This window comes from Paenibacillus sp. OSY-SE (genome assembly GCF_000283315.1).
Taxonomy (GTDB): domain Bacteria; phylum Bacillota; class Bacilli; order Paenibacillales; family Paenibacillaceae; genus Paenibacillus_B; species Paenibacillus_B profundus.
Window position 1 is genome coordinate 40,111 of record NZ_ALKF01000201.1, and the last position, 16,822, is coordinate 56,932.

Sequence of the window (16,822 nt, forward strand, 5' to 3'; positions counted from 1 at the left end):
TAATAGGAGGTTTGCCAAAAAGTCCTTTTGCTCACTAGCCCCACTACTCAGAAAATGCGAACCCCATCGAATCGCCGTTTGGCTAAGCTTAATCGCCTTTAACTAAAGGGATTAGACCCTTCTTCCCGTTTTCAGAATCCGCTCTCCCCCGCAATATTGCACCTTTTTTCACAACTGAATTACTCCTTGTTGCGCACTCGTCATTCATTGCGCACTCATCATTCATTGCGCAATCTGAATCATTGGGAGAGTGAACAAAAGGGGGAATTAGAACAGGATTGAGAGACTACGAATGCTAGCGTTGAGATGCGTATTTGAAGAGGGAAACCGCATCATTCAGGCCACCACCAATTGACTAGGCGACTTCGTGGCCCAGAACACTTATAGTTTCTTATCTGTTATGGCAACGGGCGCGCCCCGCCAACATGCTAGCTGGCAGGGCGCCGTCCCCATTTCCAACCTCGTTCAAGTTCAGCGCCTCCCGGCTTACTTGCCAAGAGCTTTCGCCTGCGCCTCCTGAATCTTCTGCGCCACGGCCTCGGGCTTGCCGCCCATCAGCAGCTCCTGCAGCCCGTTGTTGACCGCATCCGTTCCGGCGCTCGTTAAGACAGCGTCGTATACCGGCGTGCGCTTCACTTCATTGACGAGTCGGTTTACCTTGGCAAAGAGCGGCGATACTTTGCTCTCATCCAGCTCCAGCTTGAAGCTGACCAGCTGATTCGCTTCCAGTGTCCGCTTCTGCGCCTCTGGTCCAGACATGGCGTAAATCAAGTCGTAGGCCGCTTCCTTGCGCTTGCCTTCTACCTTTTTGCTCAATCCAAGACCGACGCCGACGACACCGGACAATGTCTTCGGGTCACCCTTCCCGCCTGGGACGGACGGGAGAACGGTCGCGCCCATTTGCTGCAACGCCTCCGGCGTCGCATTCGCGGACAGGTTGGTCAAGGCCCAGCCGCCGTCAATCATCATCGCCGCTTGACCCTGGGCGAACATCATTTCCATCTGCGTGTTGTCTATGCTGTTCGCTCCATCTTGGAATGCGCCAGCCTCCTGTAAACCTTGGAACAACTCCAGCGCTTTGACGAATTCCGAATCCGTAAATTGGGCCCCGTCCTGATTTGCCGCCTTCAAAAACCATTCCGTTCCGGTCACTCGGTCGGCGAGCGAGCTAATAATGCTTGATTGCGCCAGCCATGCCGCCTTGTTGCCAAGTGCAATCGGCGTGACTTTATTCTCCTTCAGCGTCGCGACCGCCTGCATCAAATCGTCCCACGTCGCAGGAACTTGAAGACCGTGCTTATCCAATAACGCCTGATTGTAATAAAGAATGGAGGTTGGCGAAAGTCCCATCGGCGCGCTGTATGTGGCCCCGTCAAGCGTAAAATCGTCAAACGCTCCTGGGAGGAAGCCACTTTTCCAATCCGGCTTGCTGTCGAGCAGCTCATTGATCGGCTGAATCAAGCCGCCGCCGTGAAATTCTTTCGTCATCGTGCCCGGCCACATAAGGAATACGTCAGGCATTTCATTGGCTGCCGCTACCGTCTTCAAGCGCGTTTTATAGCCATCCGGCGGTATCGCCTGAATGTCTAAGGCGACATGCGGATGGTTCTGCTTAAATTGTTCGATAATGTCACGCATCGCCTGGGCGCGCAGATCGTCTCCCGTAAAGTTATGCCATAAAGACAGCTTTACGGACTCACCGCTGTCCTTCCCGCCGCCTTGGTTAGCGGACGAATTCGACTCCGAGCCGCCCGCTGCTCCATCCTTGCCTGACGTCGTTGTGCCCGTTCCGCCTGCACATGCGGTAAAAATGGAAACGACAAGCAGGAACACGAGCACAGAAATCCACCGTTTGCGCATCATAACCCTCCTGACCATTCTGTTCATGTTCACCGGACCTATTCTGCTGTCGTCAGCGCGGGTATCTCGTCATCGCGTTCCGGTGTATACCCAGTATAAGTAAGCGCTTTAATTGTGCGTTAGGGAAAAAATCAAGCCGCAACGGGGAATCTTTTCAGCTCTGGCAGGTTGTTCTGGCGGCTCCCTTTTGATTGCGCACTATTGTCAGCATTTGTCCCGGTATTCGGATGGAGTGCAGCCTATATGCTTCTTAAACAGCTGTGAAAAGTATTTTAAATCCTCATAACCGACCAGCTGAGCCACGGCCGACACTTTAGCGGAGCCGTCTTGAAAATAGCGGCAAGCCTGAGCCATACGGGCTTGGGTCACATATTCAATATAATTGATGCCCGTTTCTTGCTTGAACCTGTCGCTCAAATGGTTCGGATGCACCCCGACGACTCGAGCCACATGCTGCAGCGTCAGACTGCCGTCCGCCTTCTCGCGAATGTAATTCATGGCGCGGGTAACCACTGATGCGGAGGAGTCCGCAATGACATCGCGAAAATATTGCATCGCTTCCTGCAGCGCAATGAACAGCGCACGCTCCCATTGCTCCGGCGCGGCCGTACGCGGCGAGGCTAGATCAGGCTCGGGCCGGCCAACAGCCGCGCAATCGGCTCCGGCGCTTGAAGCCGGCTCGGACGCAAGCCCGAAGGCGCGGGCCTGCGCATGTCGAGATGCGCTCCATGACGCGCATGCCACCCCGCCATCCTGAGCGCAGCATCCGCTATCCGCCGGCTGCAATCCGCCAGCCTGTGCCGGCGCGGACACTTCAGCGCACCGTTCCAGCCAACGCCGCGCCGCGATGAGCAGCGATTGGCCGTAAGACTGAATCGAGGCCGGAGTCGCTTCCGGTTCGTCAATAAGTCGCTGGACCTGTTCGTGCACGAAACGGCGCAGCTCCTCGGGCTCGCCTGATTTCAAACAGCGAATGAGTTCTGCTTCATCCTGCGCAGTACAAATGGAAGGCCGCCCTGCCCGTAAAGCTGCCTCCTGCCAAGTCAGCATTCTTTTGTTGCCTTTGAACCAATGGTACGCATAAGCCTCCTTCGCGGTGCGGCACGAATCGCGCACCTCTACCGGCGCTGTCACCAAGCGGCCGATTCCGGCAAACAGCCGGCATTTCAGCTTGCGCTCGATTAGCGCAAGCTCATAATCCCACGAGTCCGAGCTTATGGCCGTCCCTTCTGTCAGACGCAGCACAAGCAAGCGGGACTCCTCACGCAGCGCAAGCCCCGCCACCATTTCTGTCAGCATATTGCCGACCGCAAACAGCAGCAGCTTCTCCTGCGCTTCGCCCCAGCCTTCCGCCTGAATGCATGCCACGTCAAAGACGACTTTCCGTGTCGGCGAGTGCGTCCTGTCTGCCAACAGCAGCGTATCCGCCAGCATGCGGCACTCCGCCTCGCTCAGCGGCTCATGCAGCAGCTTATGCAGCAGCTGTTCGCGGTAGGTAGCTTCTATCTTCGACATGCTCTTGCTGCGTTCCAGCTTCTCCACTATCCGCTCCTTGGCGCGAATCGCCGCTCTCATAATGTCGTCAGGTCGACTCGTCTTCAGCAAATAGTCGCACACTCCTTCCCGCAGCGCCCGCTGTGCATAGCGGAAATCATCATAGCCTGTCAGCACAATCATCTCCGTGTCCGGACTCACCTCGCGAATGTAAGCGGCAAGCGTCAACCCGTCGGCGCCGGTCATGCGGATATCGGTCAGCACAAGATGCGGCTTATCCGCTGATATCGCCTCCATCGCCTCTTCCGCCGATGCACACGGAGGCAGCACCTCAAATCCTAAATCATGCCAAGTTATCACTTGGGCAAGTCCAGTGCGAATAATGACTTCGTCATCCACAATTAACAATTTCATCAATAAAACCCCTTTCCTTGCTCGTATGTGCAGCCTGGCGACGGAATCGCAAACGTAACGGTCGTTCCTTCTCCTGCGATACTTTCGATGTGCAAGGACGCGCCCTCGCCATAATGAAGCTGCAATCTGCGCTGGACATTGAATAGGCCGTAACCGCTGCCGGCGCTTGCATCACCGCTTGGCGGCCGACGTTCTCCCGTCCGCAGCTGCCGCCTGAGGCTCTCCGCCGCATCTGGACTCATACCAGCGCCATTATCCCGAACAATAAATTGAATTCCCCCCTCATCTGCCATCAACATTTCCAAATAGAGAAATCCGTTATTTCCATGCGCTCCCGGTTTCAGAACCCCATGCAATAAAGCGTTTTCAATTAACGGTTGCAGCAGCAGCTTGAGCATTGGCGCCTCTTCCAGCTCAACCGGCAGCACGATCTGGAACTGAAACCGTTCCGGATAGCGCATCGCTTGAATATGCATATAATTTTTCACATGCTCCACCTCTTGGCCAATCGTGCAATATTCAAGCCCCCGGTTCAGGCTGAAGCGCAAAAAGTCACCCAGCGCCCCTACCATCTCGGCTATTTTCCCGTTTCCATCCATCCATGCGAGCCACTGCACGGAAGAGAGCGTGTTATATAGAAAATGCGGATGAATTTGTGCCTGCAGCGCTTGCAGATCCGCTTCCATTTTTTGCGCTTCATTCCGTTTCACCTGCTCGGTCAATTCGCGGATATTATCGCTTAGCCGATTATAGCTGCGCACGACAAAGCCAATTTCGTCTTGCGAAGTGAGCGGCAGCGGCCGGAACGGGGAATCCGGCTGCACCGATCCGATCGAACGGGCCAGCCGGACAAGCGGCTTCGTAACCCGTCTGACGAAATAAGCAACTGCCGCCACGATCACGAGCAGGGCAACGCCCACCGTCACGGCAGTCAATTGAAGCACATAGCGGTTCTGTTCGCTGAACGTCTGGTACGGGATCATCGCGTACACATCCCATGGGGCGAGCGGAACCTTCATGGTCACGACCACATGGCGGCCGCTCCCTTCCCCGACATCGAAAAACTGCGCTTCGTTGCCCGTAATCGCGCCGCCAAGCGACGCAAGCTGCGGTTGCCAGGCGGCAGCCGTCGCATCATCGGCTCCAGAAGCGACGATGTTCCCCTCGTTATCTGCAAGAATGAGGCTTCCTCCGCCTTCCACGACAGCATTGCCCAGCCGGGCGGTCAGCGCATCCCCGTCGATGCCGATGGACAGCATGCCAAGCGATTCAAACGTATTCATATTGCGAATTGGCCGGACAAGCGACACCGTGCGTTTGCGCCCCAGACTCGTATCGATCGGAATCGGAGGGGACCACCAGGTCGGATGCTCCTCCCAATAATCAGGCGAGGCCGGAACTTGCTGGAACAGCGAGGAGGTCAAAATCGTCGTGTTGGACAGCTCTGGATTTCCGTTGAGCGGAATGATGCGGATGTCGGCAATGTAGTCTTTGGAAAAAGCCAAATTCGTCAAAAATCCGATCATGCGCAAATAGTCGTTGGCGCTGGCCCGCTCCTTCTTCGCCAAATAGGTCTGAACATCATGCTGTCCGATTAAGAAGACAGACATATTCTCGACGTCCTGGGCAATCGTCTCGAGAATGGCGCTAATCTGTCTCAACGTGTTCAAGCTCGCCTGCTTCGTCTTCTCCTCGGTAATCGACCATGCGGTGCGGTAAGAGACGTAGCCGAGCAGCATGACCGGCAAAATGATGCAGGCCAGCAGCAAAATCAACAATTTTCGGTGCAGCGAACGTGCGATCCAATTCACAATTAGCCCTCCTTCCTATTTCTTCCTCTGTCACGATCATTATGCAGCATTAATTTTTGTTAGGTCAACAAACTTTTAGTTTGATCGCTGGCAAAATTATGATACGATGAGGTGGAGAGCGATGGAGCATGAAATTATGAAATGGCTCCCATCCGCAGCTCCACTTCAATTTGAGGGAGGAAGCAATGGAATCCATACAAGAAGAACTTCCCTTTCTACAGGCAGTTGTCAAAGGGATAGCCGCCCAGTTCGGCGATCAGTGCGAGGTTGTGCTCCATGATTTGACGCTGCCGTATGATCGTACGATCGTTGCGATTGAAAACGGTCACATTACGGGCCGCCATGTCGGTGATCCTGGCACGAATCTTGGCCTAGAGCTGTTGCGCGGCACACAGCAAGACGGCAATAAAATCAACTATATTACGCAGACGAAGGATGGCCGCTTGCTCCGCTCCACTTCATTGTATATGCGCAATCGCGAAGGGCAGATTATCGGGTCGCTATGCATTAATTACGATATTACCGACCTGACGATGGCGGAGAAAGCGCTGAAGTCACTCACCATGGCCGGATTACAGCCGGAAGTGAAGGAATCGTTCGTGACCAATGTGAACGATTTATTGGATACTCTCATTCAAGAAGCTCAGGCGCAGATCGATAAACCGGTTGCATTGATGACGAAGGAGGACAAGATGAAGCTGCTCGTTCTTTTGGACGACAAAGGGGCCTTCCTCATCAAAAAAGCCGGGGAGAAAATTTGCACGTACTTGGGCATATCGAAATATACGTTATATAGCTACTTGGAAGAAGCCAAGCAATCTACCTAACGGAGCGTGAAACTCATGACGAAGGAACTGCAAATCGGACAAATGGAGAACGTTGCTGCTCTATCGAATCTATCCGTTCAGCATCCGCAGCTAGCAATAGCCGAGACTCCTTTTCTGCTCATCGATTTGGAACGAACAGAGCGCAATATATCCGCAATGGCTCAAGCGGCAGCCCAGAATGGAGTGCAGCTGCGTCCCCATCTGAAGACACATAAGATGCCACGCATTGCGCAAATGCAATTGCATCATGGCGCCTCCGGCATTACGGCAGCGAAGGTGTCAGAAGCGGAGATCATGGTGGAGCATGGAATTCTCGATATTTTCATTGCCTATCCGCTCGTTACCCCTTCCAAAGTACGCCGGGCGATCGCTTTAACTTCACGAGCCCGCATTATTGTCGGGGTCGACAGCATCGCCGGCGCCGGCATACTGGAAGAGATCGCGCAGGAGTGCGATGTTGTGCTTGAGGTGCGGCTGGAAATCGACACTGGCTTGAAGCGCTCGGGCGCGCGTGCAGCCGACATTATGCCGATAGCTCAATTCATCGCGCACTGCCCGCACCTGCAGCTTGGCGGCATCTTCACCTTCCGCGGAGCGCTGCTGAACGGAGAAGGTACGCTCGATGTGCAGAGCGCGGGGCGTGATGAAGGCTTGACCATGGTCCGGATCGCAGACATGCTGCGTGAAGCCGGTCATGACATCCGGGATGTCAGCGTCGGTTCGACTCCAACAGGCACTTATGCGGCTGCCGTTCCTGGCGTGACGGAAATCCGTCCGGGCACATACGTATTTCAAGACCGCATGCAAGTCGAATTCGGCGGATGCATGCTCGATGACTGCGCCGGTTGCGTAGCCGTTACCGTCGTCAGCTGCCCGCAAGACGACATCATTATCATCGATGGCGGCAGCAAAGCATTCGCTACCGACGTGCAGCCGAACACGCCCCCACTTCTTTTGCAAGGCTTCGGTCATATTATGGAAGCTCCCGAAGCCGTGTTGGAGCGATTATCCGAGGAGCATGGCACGATTCGTATTACGGCCGGTCATTCCTTCAAGGTCGGCGATCGCTTACATATTATTCCTAATCACATTTGCAGCACTCTTAATTTATATAACAAGGCATGGCTTGTTCAATCGGACTGTGCGGTCCACGTTCCGATCGAAGCACGCGGACACAGCTGGTAAACATAATGAAGGAGGAAGGATCATGCTTGATGTAATCATTCGGAATACACGCGTTGCCGACGGTACCGGCAACCCTTGGTTTTGGGGCGAAATCGGAGTAAAGGACGGACAGATTACCCATGTCGCGTCTCCGGGTTCCATTGATGTCGAGGCACGGGACACGATTGATGCGCAAGGGCACATCATCGCTCCTGGATTCATTGACGGACACTGTCACTCCGACCTGATGATTATGGATTACCCTGACAGCAACATTAAAATGCAGCAAGGCGTAACGACTGAAGTTGTCGGCAATTGCGGCTTGGCGCCCGCACCGTTCGTGCCCGCACGCGGCGACTTGCTGCGGGAATACATTACGCCAGTCATTGGGACAACGAACAAGCCGTGGACGTGGAACAGCATCGCAGAATATATGGACGCCGTTCAGAGCTGCTCTCCAGCCGAGCACCTCGCTACCTACGTAGCGCACGGCGCGCTCCGAATTGCCGTCATGGGCTTCGATCATCGTCCGCCTACGCCTGCGGAATTGAATGAAATGAAGACGATTCTGCGCGAAGGAATGGAAGCGGGCGCTATCGGCCTCTCCATCGGCTTGCTGTACGCGCCAGGCAGTTACGCGGACAAAAATGAAATTGCGGAATTGTCCCGCGTCGTCGCCCAATACGGCGGGCTGCTGTCCACGCATATTCGCGGCGAAGGACGCCACCTGCTCGCTTCGATTGATGAAGTGATCTGGATTGCGGAGCAATCCGGAGTGACTCTGCACATCAGCCATCTCAAAGCTGCTGGAAAGCGCAGCTGGGGCCAAGTGCTGGATGCGCTCGAGCGCATTGAAGCGGCGCGGGCCCGCGGAATGGACGTCACATGCGACGTATATCCGTACCATGCTGGCTCCACCACGCTCACGACGGTGCTGCCGCCTTGGATCTTGGAAGGCGGCTTGCCTGCCACGCTGGAAGCGCTGCAGCGTCCGGCTATCCGGCAGCGTCTGCATGAAGAGCTGGCAGAGGAGCAAGACACATGGGACAATCTCGTCGCTTCCACCGGCTGGCACAGCGTCGTTATCTCTGCGGTGCAGACAGATCGCAACAAAGAGCTCGAAGGGCTATCGATTGCGGATGTTGCCGCGAAGCGCGGCATTCACCCTGTCGATGCCATGATTGAACTGCTGCTGGAAGAGCAAGGCAAGATCACCATCGTCTATTACCATATGGCAGAATCCGACGTCGATCAGGTCATCGCTTATTCACGCTCGCTCATCGCTTCTGACAGTCTGCACTGCGAGACCGGCAAGCCTCATCCGCGGCTCTATGGAACGTTCCCGCGCATACTTGGCACATATGTGCGCGAGCGCAAGCTGCTTACCGTGGAGGATGCGGTGCGCAAGATGAGCGCCTTTCCGGCGGCGCGCTTCCGCCTAGGCCGACGCGGCCTGCTTGTGCCGGGATATGCGGCGGATCTCGTCGTCTTCAATCCGGACACGGTGCAGGATACGGCCACCTTTGAAGAACCGCGCCAGTTCCCTAACGGAATATCGCATGTGTTCGTTAACGGTCAGCTTGCGCTGCGGCACGGCGAATTTCAGTCCGTACACGCCGGTTCCATGCTAAAAGCGGAACGCCGCCTTCAGCTTCACCATACTTGCGGTTGCTGCTGACCGCTTCATCAGGAATGGATTGACTAATCAATTTTTTTAACTACTTATTTAACATACTACCTACTAAAGGAGCGAATAATATGGGTCAAATCGAACAACGTCTGCAGCAATTAGGAATCGAGCTGCCAGCTGTAGGGGAACCGAAATTTTCTTATATTCCTTGCAATCGCACAGGCAATCTATTGTACACATCAGGCATGGATTGCCGAATTGACGGCGTGCTCATGTATGAGGGAAAGGTCGGCGCGGAGCTGACGATTGAAGAAGGCCAACGCGCCGCGCGCCAAGTCATCATTAACGCCTTGGCTGTCATCAAGCATGAGCTTGGCACCTTGGATAAAGTGGCCAAGGTCGTGAAGATGCTGGCGTTCGTCAACAGCGCACCGGGATTTGCCGATCAGCCTTACGTCATTAACGGGGCTTCGGATTTGCTTATCGAGGTGTTCGGAGACGCAGGAAGACACGCGCGTTCAGCGATTGGCACGAGCGACTTGCCGTTCCATACGCCAGTCGAAATCGAAATCATTGTGGAAGTAAAAGAAGAAGCATAGATTCACATAGATTCAACACACATTAAACCGCAATAATGCCGCAGACTGCGCCAGAGGTTTTATCCCTCTGAAACAGCCTGCGGCCTTTTCATTTTTCATACGCATCAGTCTATTTTAGTTTTTTCACGTTTTCCTGCCACTTCTCGGTTTTATAAGCTAATAGCTTGGCGTAACCGACTTGCTGCGCCTTCGTCTCGGCCTCATCGAGAAGCCGCAGCACATCATCGTCACTTTTGGCATTGAGAAGGATCTTCGCCCTCGTTTCGGAATAAATATCCGCTATGCTTTGCGCGGCAATGCCTTCCTCCGTGTCTCCCGGCGGGTCCAAATTGACAAATTCGGTTCCATTATATTGGGTCTTCCACGTTATTTCAGTTTGCCAGCGCGTTTCCCAATTCCGCTTCTCCTCCGGCAGTGTCTGTTCAAATTTGCTCTTGGATGTATCGACGTATACCGTATTTCCGTTCCATTGGAAGTTGATGGTGGAGTCCATCAGTTTGTTGCGGTTCTCGATGTCCGTCGTGAACTTCTCTGTAAAAATCGGCGCATCGTCCGCATCTGTCCCCTCCCAATACAACCCCTCAGGTCCCCAGAAAATAATCCGTTGACCTTCCGGTCCGGTCAGCCAATCCAGAAATGCGAATGTCGCTTCGGGATTGTCCGCCGCTTTCGTAATCACGCTGACATTCCAGCCGAGCTGCTTGAAATCGCCCGGATATATTTTGTTTTTATCCAAGCCTTCTTTGCGCAGCGGCCATACCATCATATAGCCGTCATCCGGGTCCTCCGCTCTCAGCATATTGTCCCCTCTCGAGGCGAATTCGGTCGGACTGGAGCCGGCCAGCACCGCAACTCTGCCAGATACGATTTTCTCTGCCAGTTGATCTCTCGTTTGCGACATCGTATCCTGCGACATTAATCTCTCACGGAACAGCCTGCTGGCATAGACCATCGCCTCGCGAAACACGGGATCCGTAAATATCGATGTCAGCTCGTCACCCATCGGCACGGCTTGCATGACGTTGAAGAGGGAAGGGCGGTTTTCCGCAAAGGCGGACGTCAATATTTCCACTCCTTCTGCGCCTGATCCGACTTCGAGCGGCACTGCGTTCGGATAGTTCTGCTTCACCTTTTTTAGATACGCATATAAATCATCGGTTGTCTCCAGCTTGGGGGAGCCGAGTTCCATATATATTTTCTTGTTCACGACATAACCGGCATTTCCATTTGGCTGCGTCGTGTACCAGTTCGGAAACTGATAGATTTTCCCGTCAGGGGAGCGCAGCATATTGAGCGTTGATTCCCCCGCCCATTTTTTTAAATTCGGATACTTGTCCAAATATTCATCTAACGGCACCAGCAGATCGGCTGCTCGCAATCGCTCGACATCGACACCACGCTCCAACCAAATGACATCGGGCAATTCGTCGGACGCGATCATCGTATTGAGCTTCTGTTTGGCATTGCCTCCGGAACTAATTGCGGTAATCTCCACTTTTTTATTCTCTCTAATCCATTTCGTGGCCAAGTCCTTGCCCCACTGCGGCATCGTATACCAATCATAGTTGCCATAGAAAGAGAAGGCTATCGTCGCCTCTCCAAACGCTGCCGCATTGATTGGCTCCCCCTCTTGTTTGTTCCCGGCAGCTTCTTGTTGGGTCGAAGGGCCGCATGCCGCCAGCAGCGATGCAAGCATCACCAACGCAAGGCTCAACGCCATCCATGTTCTCCCGTGCTTCATTTTCCCTATCCCCTTTCCCCTCGTTGCAGAATAAATCCCGTCACTTATAAATACATGCATCGGCAAAGCGGTATGCGCTGTATAGAAAGCAATCTGCGCTGCGCTTAACCGTTATTCCTTCAACGATCCGATGAGGACTCCCTTGACAAAATATTTTTGCACAAAAGGATACACGCAGATGACCGGCACGGTCGCAACCATCATCGTTGCCATGGAGAGCGACTTGCTCGTGATCGTTTTCATCCGTTCCATGTGGCCTTTCGCTGCGGAATCCATTTGCGCCATTTGCTCGCTCATAATGTTGGAGCTCAAAATCTGCTGCAGCTTCGTCTGGATAGGCAATAAATCCAAATTGGAAATGTAAATGCTCGGCGTGAACCAGTCGTTCCAATGGTATATGGCCGTGAACAGCGATAACGTAGCCAGCACGGGACCGGATAGCGGCAGCACGATGCGGAATAAGACGCCCCAGTTCGTACATCCGTCTATCTTCGCCGACTCCTCTAATCCGTTGGGAAGACCCATAAAGAATGTCCGGAAAATAATCATGTTATATACGCTAATCAGTCCGGGAATAATCATGACCCAGAACGTGTTCATCAGACCCAACTCCCGGATTAATAAAAAGGATGGAATGAGTCCGCCCCCGAAATACATCGTAATAATGCCCATAATCATGTACAGCTTTTTCCCTATCAGCTCCCTCTTCGTCATCCCGTAGGCAAAGATCGCCGTTGCCAATATCGCCAAAACGGTGCCGATAAGCGTTCTGATTACCGATATTAGAAACCCATTCAGCAAGCGGGCATCCCGAAATACAATTGTATAATTGTCTACCGTCAGATCACGAGGCCAAAAGGTAACTCCGCCCAAGAGCGTATCCGTGCCGCTGTTAAACGAAATAACCGCCGCATTCCAGAATGGATAAAACGTAACAAAGCCCAATACCAACAAGCAGACGTGAATGAGGAAAGACATCACTCTGTCGCCAAAACCATCCTTAACCAAGCTGCATCCTTCTCTCTATCCATAATCGCGTCACCACAAGCTGTTCCCTGTCCTCCGGGCAATATAGTTGGCCCCTGCCAGCATCGCGACGCTAATGACCGCTTTGAACAGCCCAGCTGCCGTCGCGTATGAAAACCGGGAGTTCTGAATGCCGATCCGGTACACGTATGTATCTAGCACGTCGGCAACCTCCCTGACGGCAGGACTCGCTCCCAACAGCAAAATGTCTTCAAAGCCGGCATTCAGCAAATTGCCGATGGCCAGTATCATGAAGATGATAATGATCGGCATAATCGCGGGCAGCGTAATGAGGAACATTTGCTTGAAGCGGCTGGCTCCGTCAATGGAAGCCGCTTCATACATGTGCGGGTCGACACCAGCAATCGCTGCCAAGTATACGATGGAGGAGAAGCCAATCTCCTTCCATATTCCCGTGGTGACAAGAATCGTCCAAAAGTATTCTGGCATAGAAAGAAAGTTGATTGGTTCGTCAATAACTCCGATACGCTCAAACAACATATTCACACTTCCGTTGTCCGTCGATAATAGCGACATGACAAAGCCTGATACGATAACCCACGATAGAAAATGCGGCAAATAGCTGATGGTTTGAATCACCCGCTTGAACACCATGTTTTTCACTTCGTTCAGCATTAGCGCCAACAGGATCGGGGCCGGAAAGCCGATACAGAATTTGAGCAAGCTAATGACGACCGTATTGCGCATGACATTCCAAAATTCGGGCGCTTGAAAAAACATGCCGAAATGCTTCAAGCCGACCCATGGACTGTGCAGAAAGCCTTTAAATATGTTGTAGTCTTGAAACGACATAAGCACGCCGTACATCGGGATGTAGCTGAACACAAAAATGAACGCTATTGCAGGCAGCACCATGAGCTGAATATCCCATTGTTCAAAAATACGCTTGAAGCGGCCTAGTAACACCATGATCGTATGCATTCCCTCCTTGGTCGGTCCGTGAACTGCAGACCGAAATACTTCATGTCATGGCCGATGTCTTACTTGATTGTAAATTGCGGCCTGCCCTGTTTCCTCCAGTATTCTTCTGCTTAGACTGTATAATGTTATCGTTTTGCAAATCCCCCTGACCGTACTTCGCTCGGCGCATAACCCGTACTGCTTTTGAATAGCCGATAAAAGTTGGACAGATTGCGAAAGCCGCATTCCAGCGCAATGTTAATAATCTGCAAGTCTGACGATTCAAGCAGCCTCACTGCATGCTTAATGCGGACGGAAATTAGGTATTCAACGGGCGAGACGCCAACCGTTTGCTTAAACACGGCACTGAATCGGGATGGGCTTAAGTAGACAAGTCCGGCAAGCTCCTTTAAGGTCCACGGCCGGGCAAAATCCCGATCCATCGCTTGAATGGCGGCGCGTACCTTTACATCATGTTCGGAGCTGGGATGCCGTGCTGCGCCGTCTGGAGATAGCGGAGCTTCGCTGCGCAAATAACGGCTCACATAAGCCAAAAACCGGATGAGGTGCGATCGCACTATCGATACATGTAACGGCTGACTCCGGTTGTACTCCTCCTGCATGTCGCTGAGGATGGATTGCAGCAGCTTGCTGTGGTCCCGGCTAAGCAGATGCGTAAAATGTATGCCCAGCTCTGCAAAAGGCGCCAGCAGATCATGCTCGTAGCGCAGATCATGCACAAACCAGGAAGCGTCAAAAGCCGTTACCTGCATAACGAGATGTTCTTTTTCATATGCCCTGTGCAAATCATTCGAGTTAATCAGCAAAATATCTCCTTCTTGAAAATTAATCCGCTGCCCATTGATGATGTAATGGCCCGATCCGGATTTAATCCAATTAATCTCCAGCACATCATGGCGATGAAGCCGCTGATATTCCGGCGCTACGCCAATCGTATCGATAATATGGATCGGGAATTGTCTCGACAAAGTCATAGCGACTTCCTCGCAAGGAATCGTCGCTTCCTGACACGAAATCAACTTAGCATTCCCCTCCCGTGACACGCCTTTGTCTCCAGCCCGTTCTATTGTTGCACTCACTTCCATATTCACCAGCCTTTTTTAGTATTTATAAATATCAAAATACCATTATAGCATTTATAAATGCAATATTGTTTTTTACACATGCAAATAAGGCTCACCGCTGATATGAGCGCTGAGCCTTCAAAAAAACTGGTTATTGTTACCGTTGACCTTATAGTCAAGTCACGATAAGTTATAATAGGTTTATTCACTCGCTTTAACACGGACAAGCGTGTAAGCGTAGAAGCGATTATGTAATCAAGTCATACGCTAATATCGAACCAGCTATGAACTACAATGTATATAGTATCAAGGAGATGACACCATGCAAGCCCACCAGCAACACAACGAGACTCGTCCGCTTAGCTTCGCGCAAAGTGTTACGATTTTCACCAGCATTATCGTCCTGCTCTTACTTACCATTCTCGTATGGCAGGCAGAGCCCCATATTCCGCTCATCGCCGCCGCCGTATTGACCGGGTGTCTGCTGCTCGCCTTCGGCCAATCGTGGAAATCGGTTGAACAAGCACTCATGCGCGGACTTCAGGCATCCGTCATGCCGGCAGCGCTGCTATCTCTCATCGGCATTCTAATCGCAGTCTGGATGATGAGCGGTACAGTTCCGACACTGCTTGTATATGGAACCACTTGGTTCCAGCCGCAGTGGTTCACAATTAGTGCGATGCTGCTTACCGTCGTCGTGTCGATGTTCGTCGGCAGCTCACTTACGACCGTCGGCACGTTCGGTGTCGCCCTGGTCGGCATGGCAGGCTCTATGGGCGTCCATCCAGCCATCGTGGCGGGTGCCGTCGTATCTGGTGCATGCTTCGGAGATAAAATGTCTCCGCTCTCCGATACGACCAATTTCGCATCTGCCGTCGCACGCGTGCAAATGCCTGATCATATCCGGAACATGACGCGGACGACCGTGCCGGCATTCGTATTGACCCTCGCCGCATTTTTCTTTTTTGGTTCATCGTCCCAGACAGACTTGTCGCAGCTCGAAGCGATGCAGCGTGATATTAGCCAGTCGTTTCATATTCACCCACTGACGCTGCTCCCGCTTGTCGTCGTGCTTGCCGCAGCCTTTAAGCGGCTGCCCATCATCATTACGATGCTGCTCGGTATCGGCACAGGCTTGCTCATAGCGCTGTTCATTCAAGGAGATTTCGCTGTTACGCAATGGATTGTTACGATGAACCACGGATATCAAGGCTCCTTCCAACTGGAAGAAGTCGCGCGCATCGTCAATCGCGGCGGGCTTCAATCGATGACCGGGGCCATTACACTTATCGCTATCGCATTCGCATTAGGCGGACTGCTGCAGCACTGCGGAGTCATCCAGACGATGTTCAATCGTCTCATCGCTCCGGTAAAGAGCAAAGAAGCGCTCGTCGTAACGAGCGGGCTCAGCTCCATTGGCGTCAATATCATTACCGGTGAACAGTATATGTCTATTCTGCTGCCGGGCCAGCTCTTTGAAGAAGAATATGAGAAACGCGGCATTCCGCGCGTTACCCTCTCACGCACATTGGAAGATTGCGGGACCTTGGTCAATCCGCTCATTCCGTGGGGCGTCAGCGGAGCGATGATGACGAGCGCATTGGGACTGACGGTGCTCGATTATGCGCCGTACGCCTTTTTCCTCTGGCTATCCCCGTTGGTGACATTTGCGTTCGCGCTCATTCCGGGCTTGAAGAGAGAAACTTTGGGTATGGCTCGGAAATGATAGGCATATCAATTGAAGCGGGTTTGCGCGGAGGCGCAATACTCGCTTCTTTCTTTTTGCATCCGTTTGTGGATTTTTCCGGATCGGCTTCTCTCAAGGCAACTGCCTTACCGTTGTGCAAGCAGCTTTGCTTTCTCCAGACAGATAAGGATATGAAAAGGAAACGAGGTAAATGGTTCTCTTCGGACGAGGTCGAAGCAAGATCCATTGGAAAACATACAGTAAAATGTATGGACTCTACGGCTAAATGGCATGCAGACTGTAATTTGTCCAATGGATCGGGCTCTTTTCAGCCATTAGCACGGATAGAGTGTCAAGCCATTGGATGAACTCCAATGGAACCGACCGTAAAGAGCTGCACCCCGCTATTTCATTGGACGAAATCCAATGGATGAAACAAAGGCCCAAACCTTCCGCCCTGCTTTTTCTCTTCGGGCAGGAGACGGGTCGGATGTTTATCATCGCACACAATCTTATCTTATAATCCTTCCCGCAATCAGCCGGGTCCTGTTCCAGTGAATTAG

Annotated in this window: 12 protein-coding genes; 5 read left to right on the forward strand and 7 right to left on the reverse strand. The window is 52.7% G+C overall.

Translation table 11 applies throughout. From position 1 onward, the window contains the following. Positions 1-486 precede the first annotated feature (486 nt). From A372_RS0127060 to A372_RS0127070, 3 genes are all read right to left on the reverse strand, one after another. Positions 487-1,860 carry an extracellular solute-binding protein gene (locus A372_RS0127060; RefSeq protein WP_019424062.1) on the reverse strand — a complete coding sequence of 458 codons (1,374 nt, stop codon included), beginning with the start codon at positions 1,858-1,860 and terminating at the stop codon, positions 487-489. Positions 1,861-2,064: 204 nt separating this feature from the next. After that, on the reverse strand, positions 2,065-3,768 hold the full coding sequence (locus tag A372_RS35645; protein WP_019424063.1) for a response regulator transcription factor: 1,704 nt from the start codon (positions 3,766-3,768) through the stop codon (positions 2,065-2,067). Beyond that, entirely contained in the window at positions 3,768-5,579 is a 1,812-nt protein-coding gene (locus A372_RS0127070) for a cache domain-containing sensor histidine kinase (protein ID WP_019424064.1), read from the reverse strand. Before A372_RS0127070 ends, A372_RS35645 begins: the two co-directional genes overlap by 1 nt. A 185-nt stretch (positions 5,580-5,764) precedes the next feature. Here A372_RS0127070 and A372_RS0127075 point away from each other — a divergent pair, with 185 nt between their 5' ends. The 4 genes from A372_RS0127075 (at position 5,765) to A372_RS0127090 (ending at position 9,799) form a co-directional block, all read left to right on the forward strand. Next, positions 5,765-6,406 (forward strand): helix-turn-helix transcriptional regulator, encoded by a 642-nt coding sequence (locus A372_RS0127075; protein ID WP_019424065.1) that lies wholly within the window; start codon positions 5,765-5,767, stop codon positions 6,404-6,406. Positions 6,407-6,421: 15 nt separating this feature from the next. Beyond that, positions 6,422-7,591, forward strand: a complete 1,170-nt coding sequence (locus A372_RS0127080; protein WP_019424066.1) for an alanine racemase — start codon at positions 6,422-6,424, stop codon at positions 7,589-7,591. A gap of 22 nt (positions 7,592-7,613) precedes the next feature. Beyond that, entirely contained in the window at positions 7,614-9,248 is a 1,635-nt protein-coding gene (locus A372_RS0127085) for an N-acyl-D-amino-acid deacylase family protein (RefSeq protein WP_019424067.1), read from the forward strand. Between the two features lie 80 nt (positions 9,249-9,328). After that, complete coding sequence (locus tag A372_RS0127090; RefSeq protein ID WP_019424068.1) at positions 9,329-9,799, forward strand: RidA family protein; 471 nt, start codon at positions 9,329-9,331, stop codon at positions 9,797-9,799. Positions 9,800-9,908: 109 nt separating this feature from the next. On the opposite strand, the gene A372_RS0127095 is transcribed toward A372_RS0127090, so the two are convergent. The 4 genes from A372_RS0127095 to A372_RS0127110 all read right to left on the reverse strand — a co-directional run bounded on the left by A372_RS0127095 (position 9,909) and on the right by A372_RS0127110 (position 14,587). Next, positions 9,909-11,540 (reverse strand): extracellular solute-binding protein, encoded by a 1,632-nt coding sequence (locus A372_RS0127095; RefSeq protein ID WP_019424069.1) that lies wholly within the window; start codon positions 11,538-11,540, stop codon positions 9,909-9,911. 111 nt (positions 11,541-11,651) lie between these two features. Continuing rightward, positions 11,652-12,548, reverse strand: a complete 897-nt coding sequence (locus A372_RS0127100; protein WP_019424070.1) for a carbohydrate ABC transporter permease — start codon at positions 12,546-12,548, stop codon at positions 11,652-11,654. Between the two features lie 30 nt (positions 12,549-12,578). After that, complete coding sequence (locus A372_RS0127105; protein ID WP_019424071.1) at positions 12,579-13,508, reverse strand: ABC transporter permease; 930 nt, start codon at positions 13,506-13,508, stop codon at positions 12,579-12,581. A gap of 125 nt (positions 13,509-13,633) precedes the next feature. Further along, positions 13,634-14,587 carry an AraC family transcriptional regulator gene (locus tag A372_RS0127110; protein ID WP_233697229.1) on the reverse strand — a complete coding sequence of 318 codons (954 nt, stop codon included), beginning with the start codon at positions 14,585-14,587 and terminating at the stop codon, positions 13,634-13,636. A 307-nt stretch (positions 14,588-14,894) separates the two neighbouring features. On the opposite strand from A372_RS0127110, the gene nhaC reads away from it, so the two are divergent. Further along, positions 14,895-16,298 carry a Na+/H+ antiporter NhaC gene (gene nhaC / locus A372_RS0127115; RefSeq protein WP_019424073.1) on the forward strand — a complete coding sequence of 468 codons (1,404 nt, stop codon included), beginning with the start codon at positions 14,895-14,897 and terminating at the stop codon, positions 16,296-16,298. The last annotated feature ends 524 nt before the right edge of the window (positions 16,299-16,822 follow it).

What these genes read in the sequence shown, in the direction of transcription:
- A372_RS0127060 (WP_019424062.1), bottom strand. Translation starts at nt 1,860, where the DNA reads ATGCGCAAACGGTGGATTTCTGTGCTCGTGTTCCTGCTTGTCGTTTCC.
- A372_RS35645 (WP_019424063.1), bottom strand. Translation starts at nt 3,768, where the DNA reads ATGAAATTGTTAATTGTGGATGACGAAGTCATTATTCGCACTGGACTT.
- A372_RS0127075 (WP_019424065.1), top strand. Translation starts at nt 5,765, where the DNA reads ATGGAATCCATACAAGAAGAACTTCCCTTTCTACAGGCAGTTGTCAAA.
- A372_RS0127080 (WP_019424066.1), top strand. Translation starts at nt 6,422, where the DNA reads ATGACGAAGGAACTGCAAATCGGACAAATGGAGAACGTTGCTGCTCTA.
- A372_RS0127085 (WP_019424067.1), top strand. Translation starts at nt 7,614, where the DNA reads ATGCTTGATGTAATCATTCGGAATACACGCGTTGCCGACGGTACCGGC.
- A372_RS0127090 (WP_019424068.1), top strand. Translation starts at nt 9,329, where the DNA reads ATGGGTCAAATCGAACAACGTCTGCAGCAATTAGGAATCGAGCTGCCA.
- A372_RS0127095 (WP_019424069.1), bottom strand. Translation starts at nt 11,540, where the DNA reads ATGAAGCACGGGAGAACATGGATGGCGTTGAGCCTTGCGTTGGTGATG.
- A372_RS0127105 (WP_019424071.1), bottom strand. Translation starts at nt 13,508, where the DNA reads ATGCATACGATCATGGTGTTACTAGGCCGCTTCAAGCGTATTTTTGAA.
- nhaC (WP_019424073.1), top strand. Translation starts at nt 14,895, where the DNA reads ATGCAAGCCCACCAGCAACACAACGAGACTCGTCCGCTTAGCTTCGCG.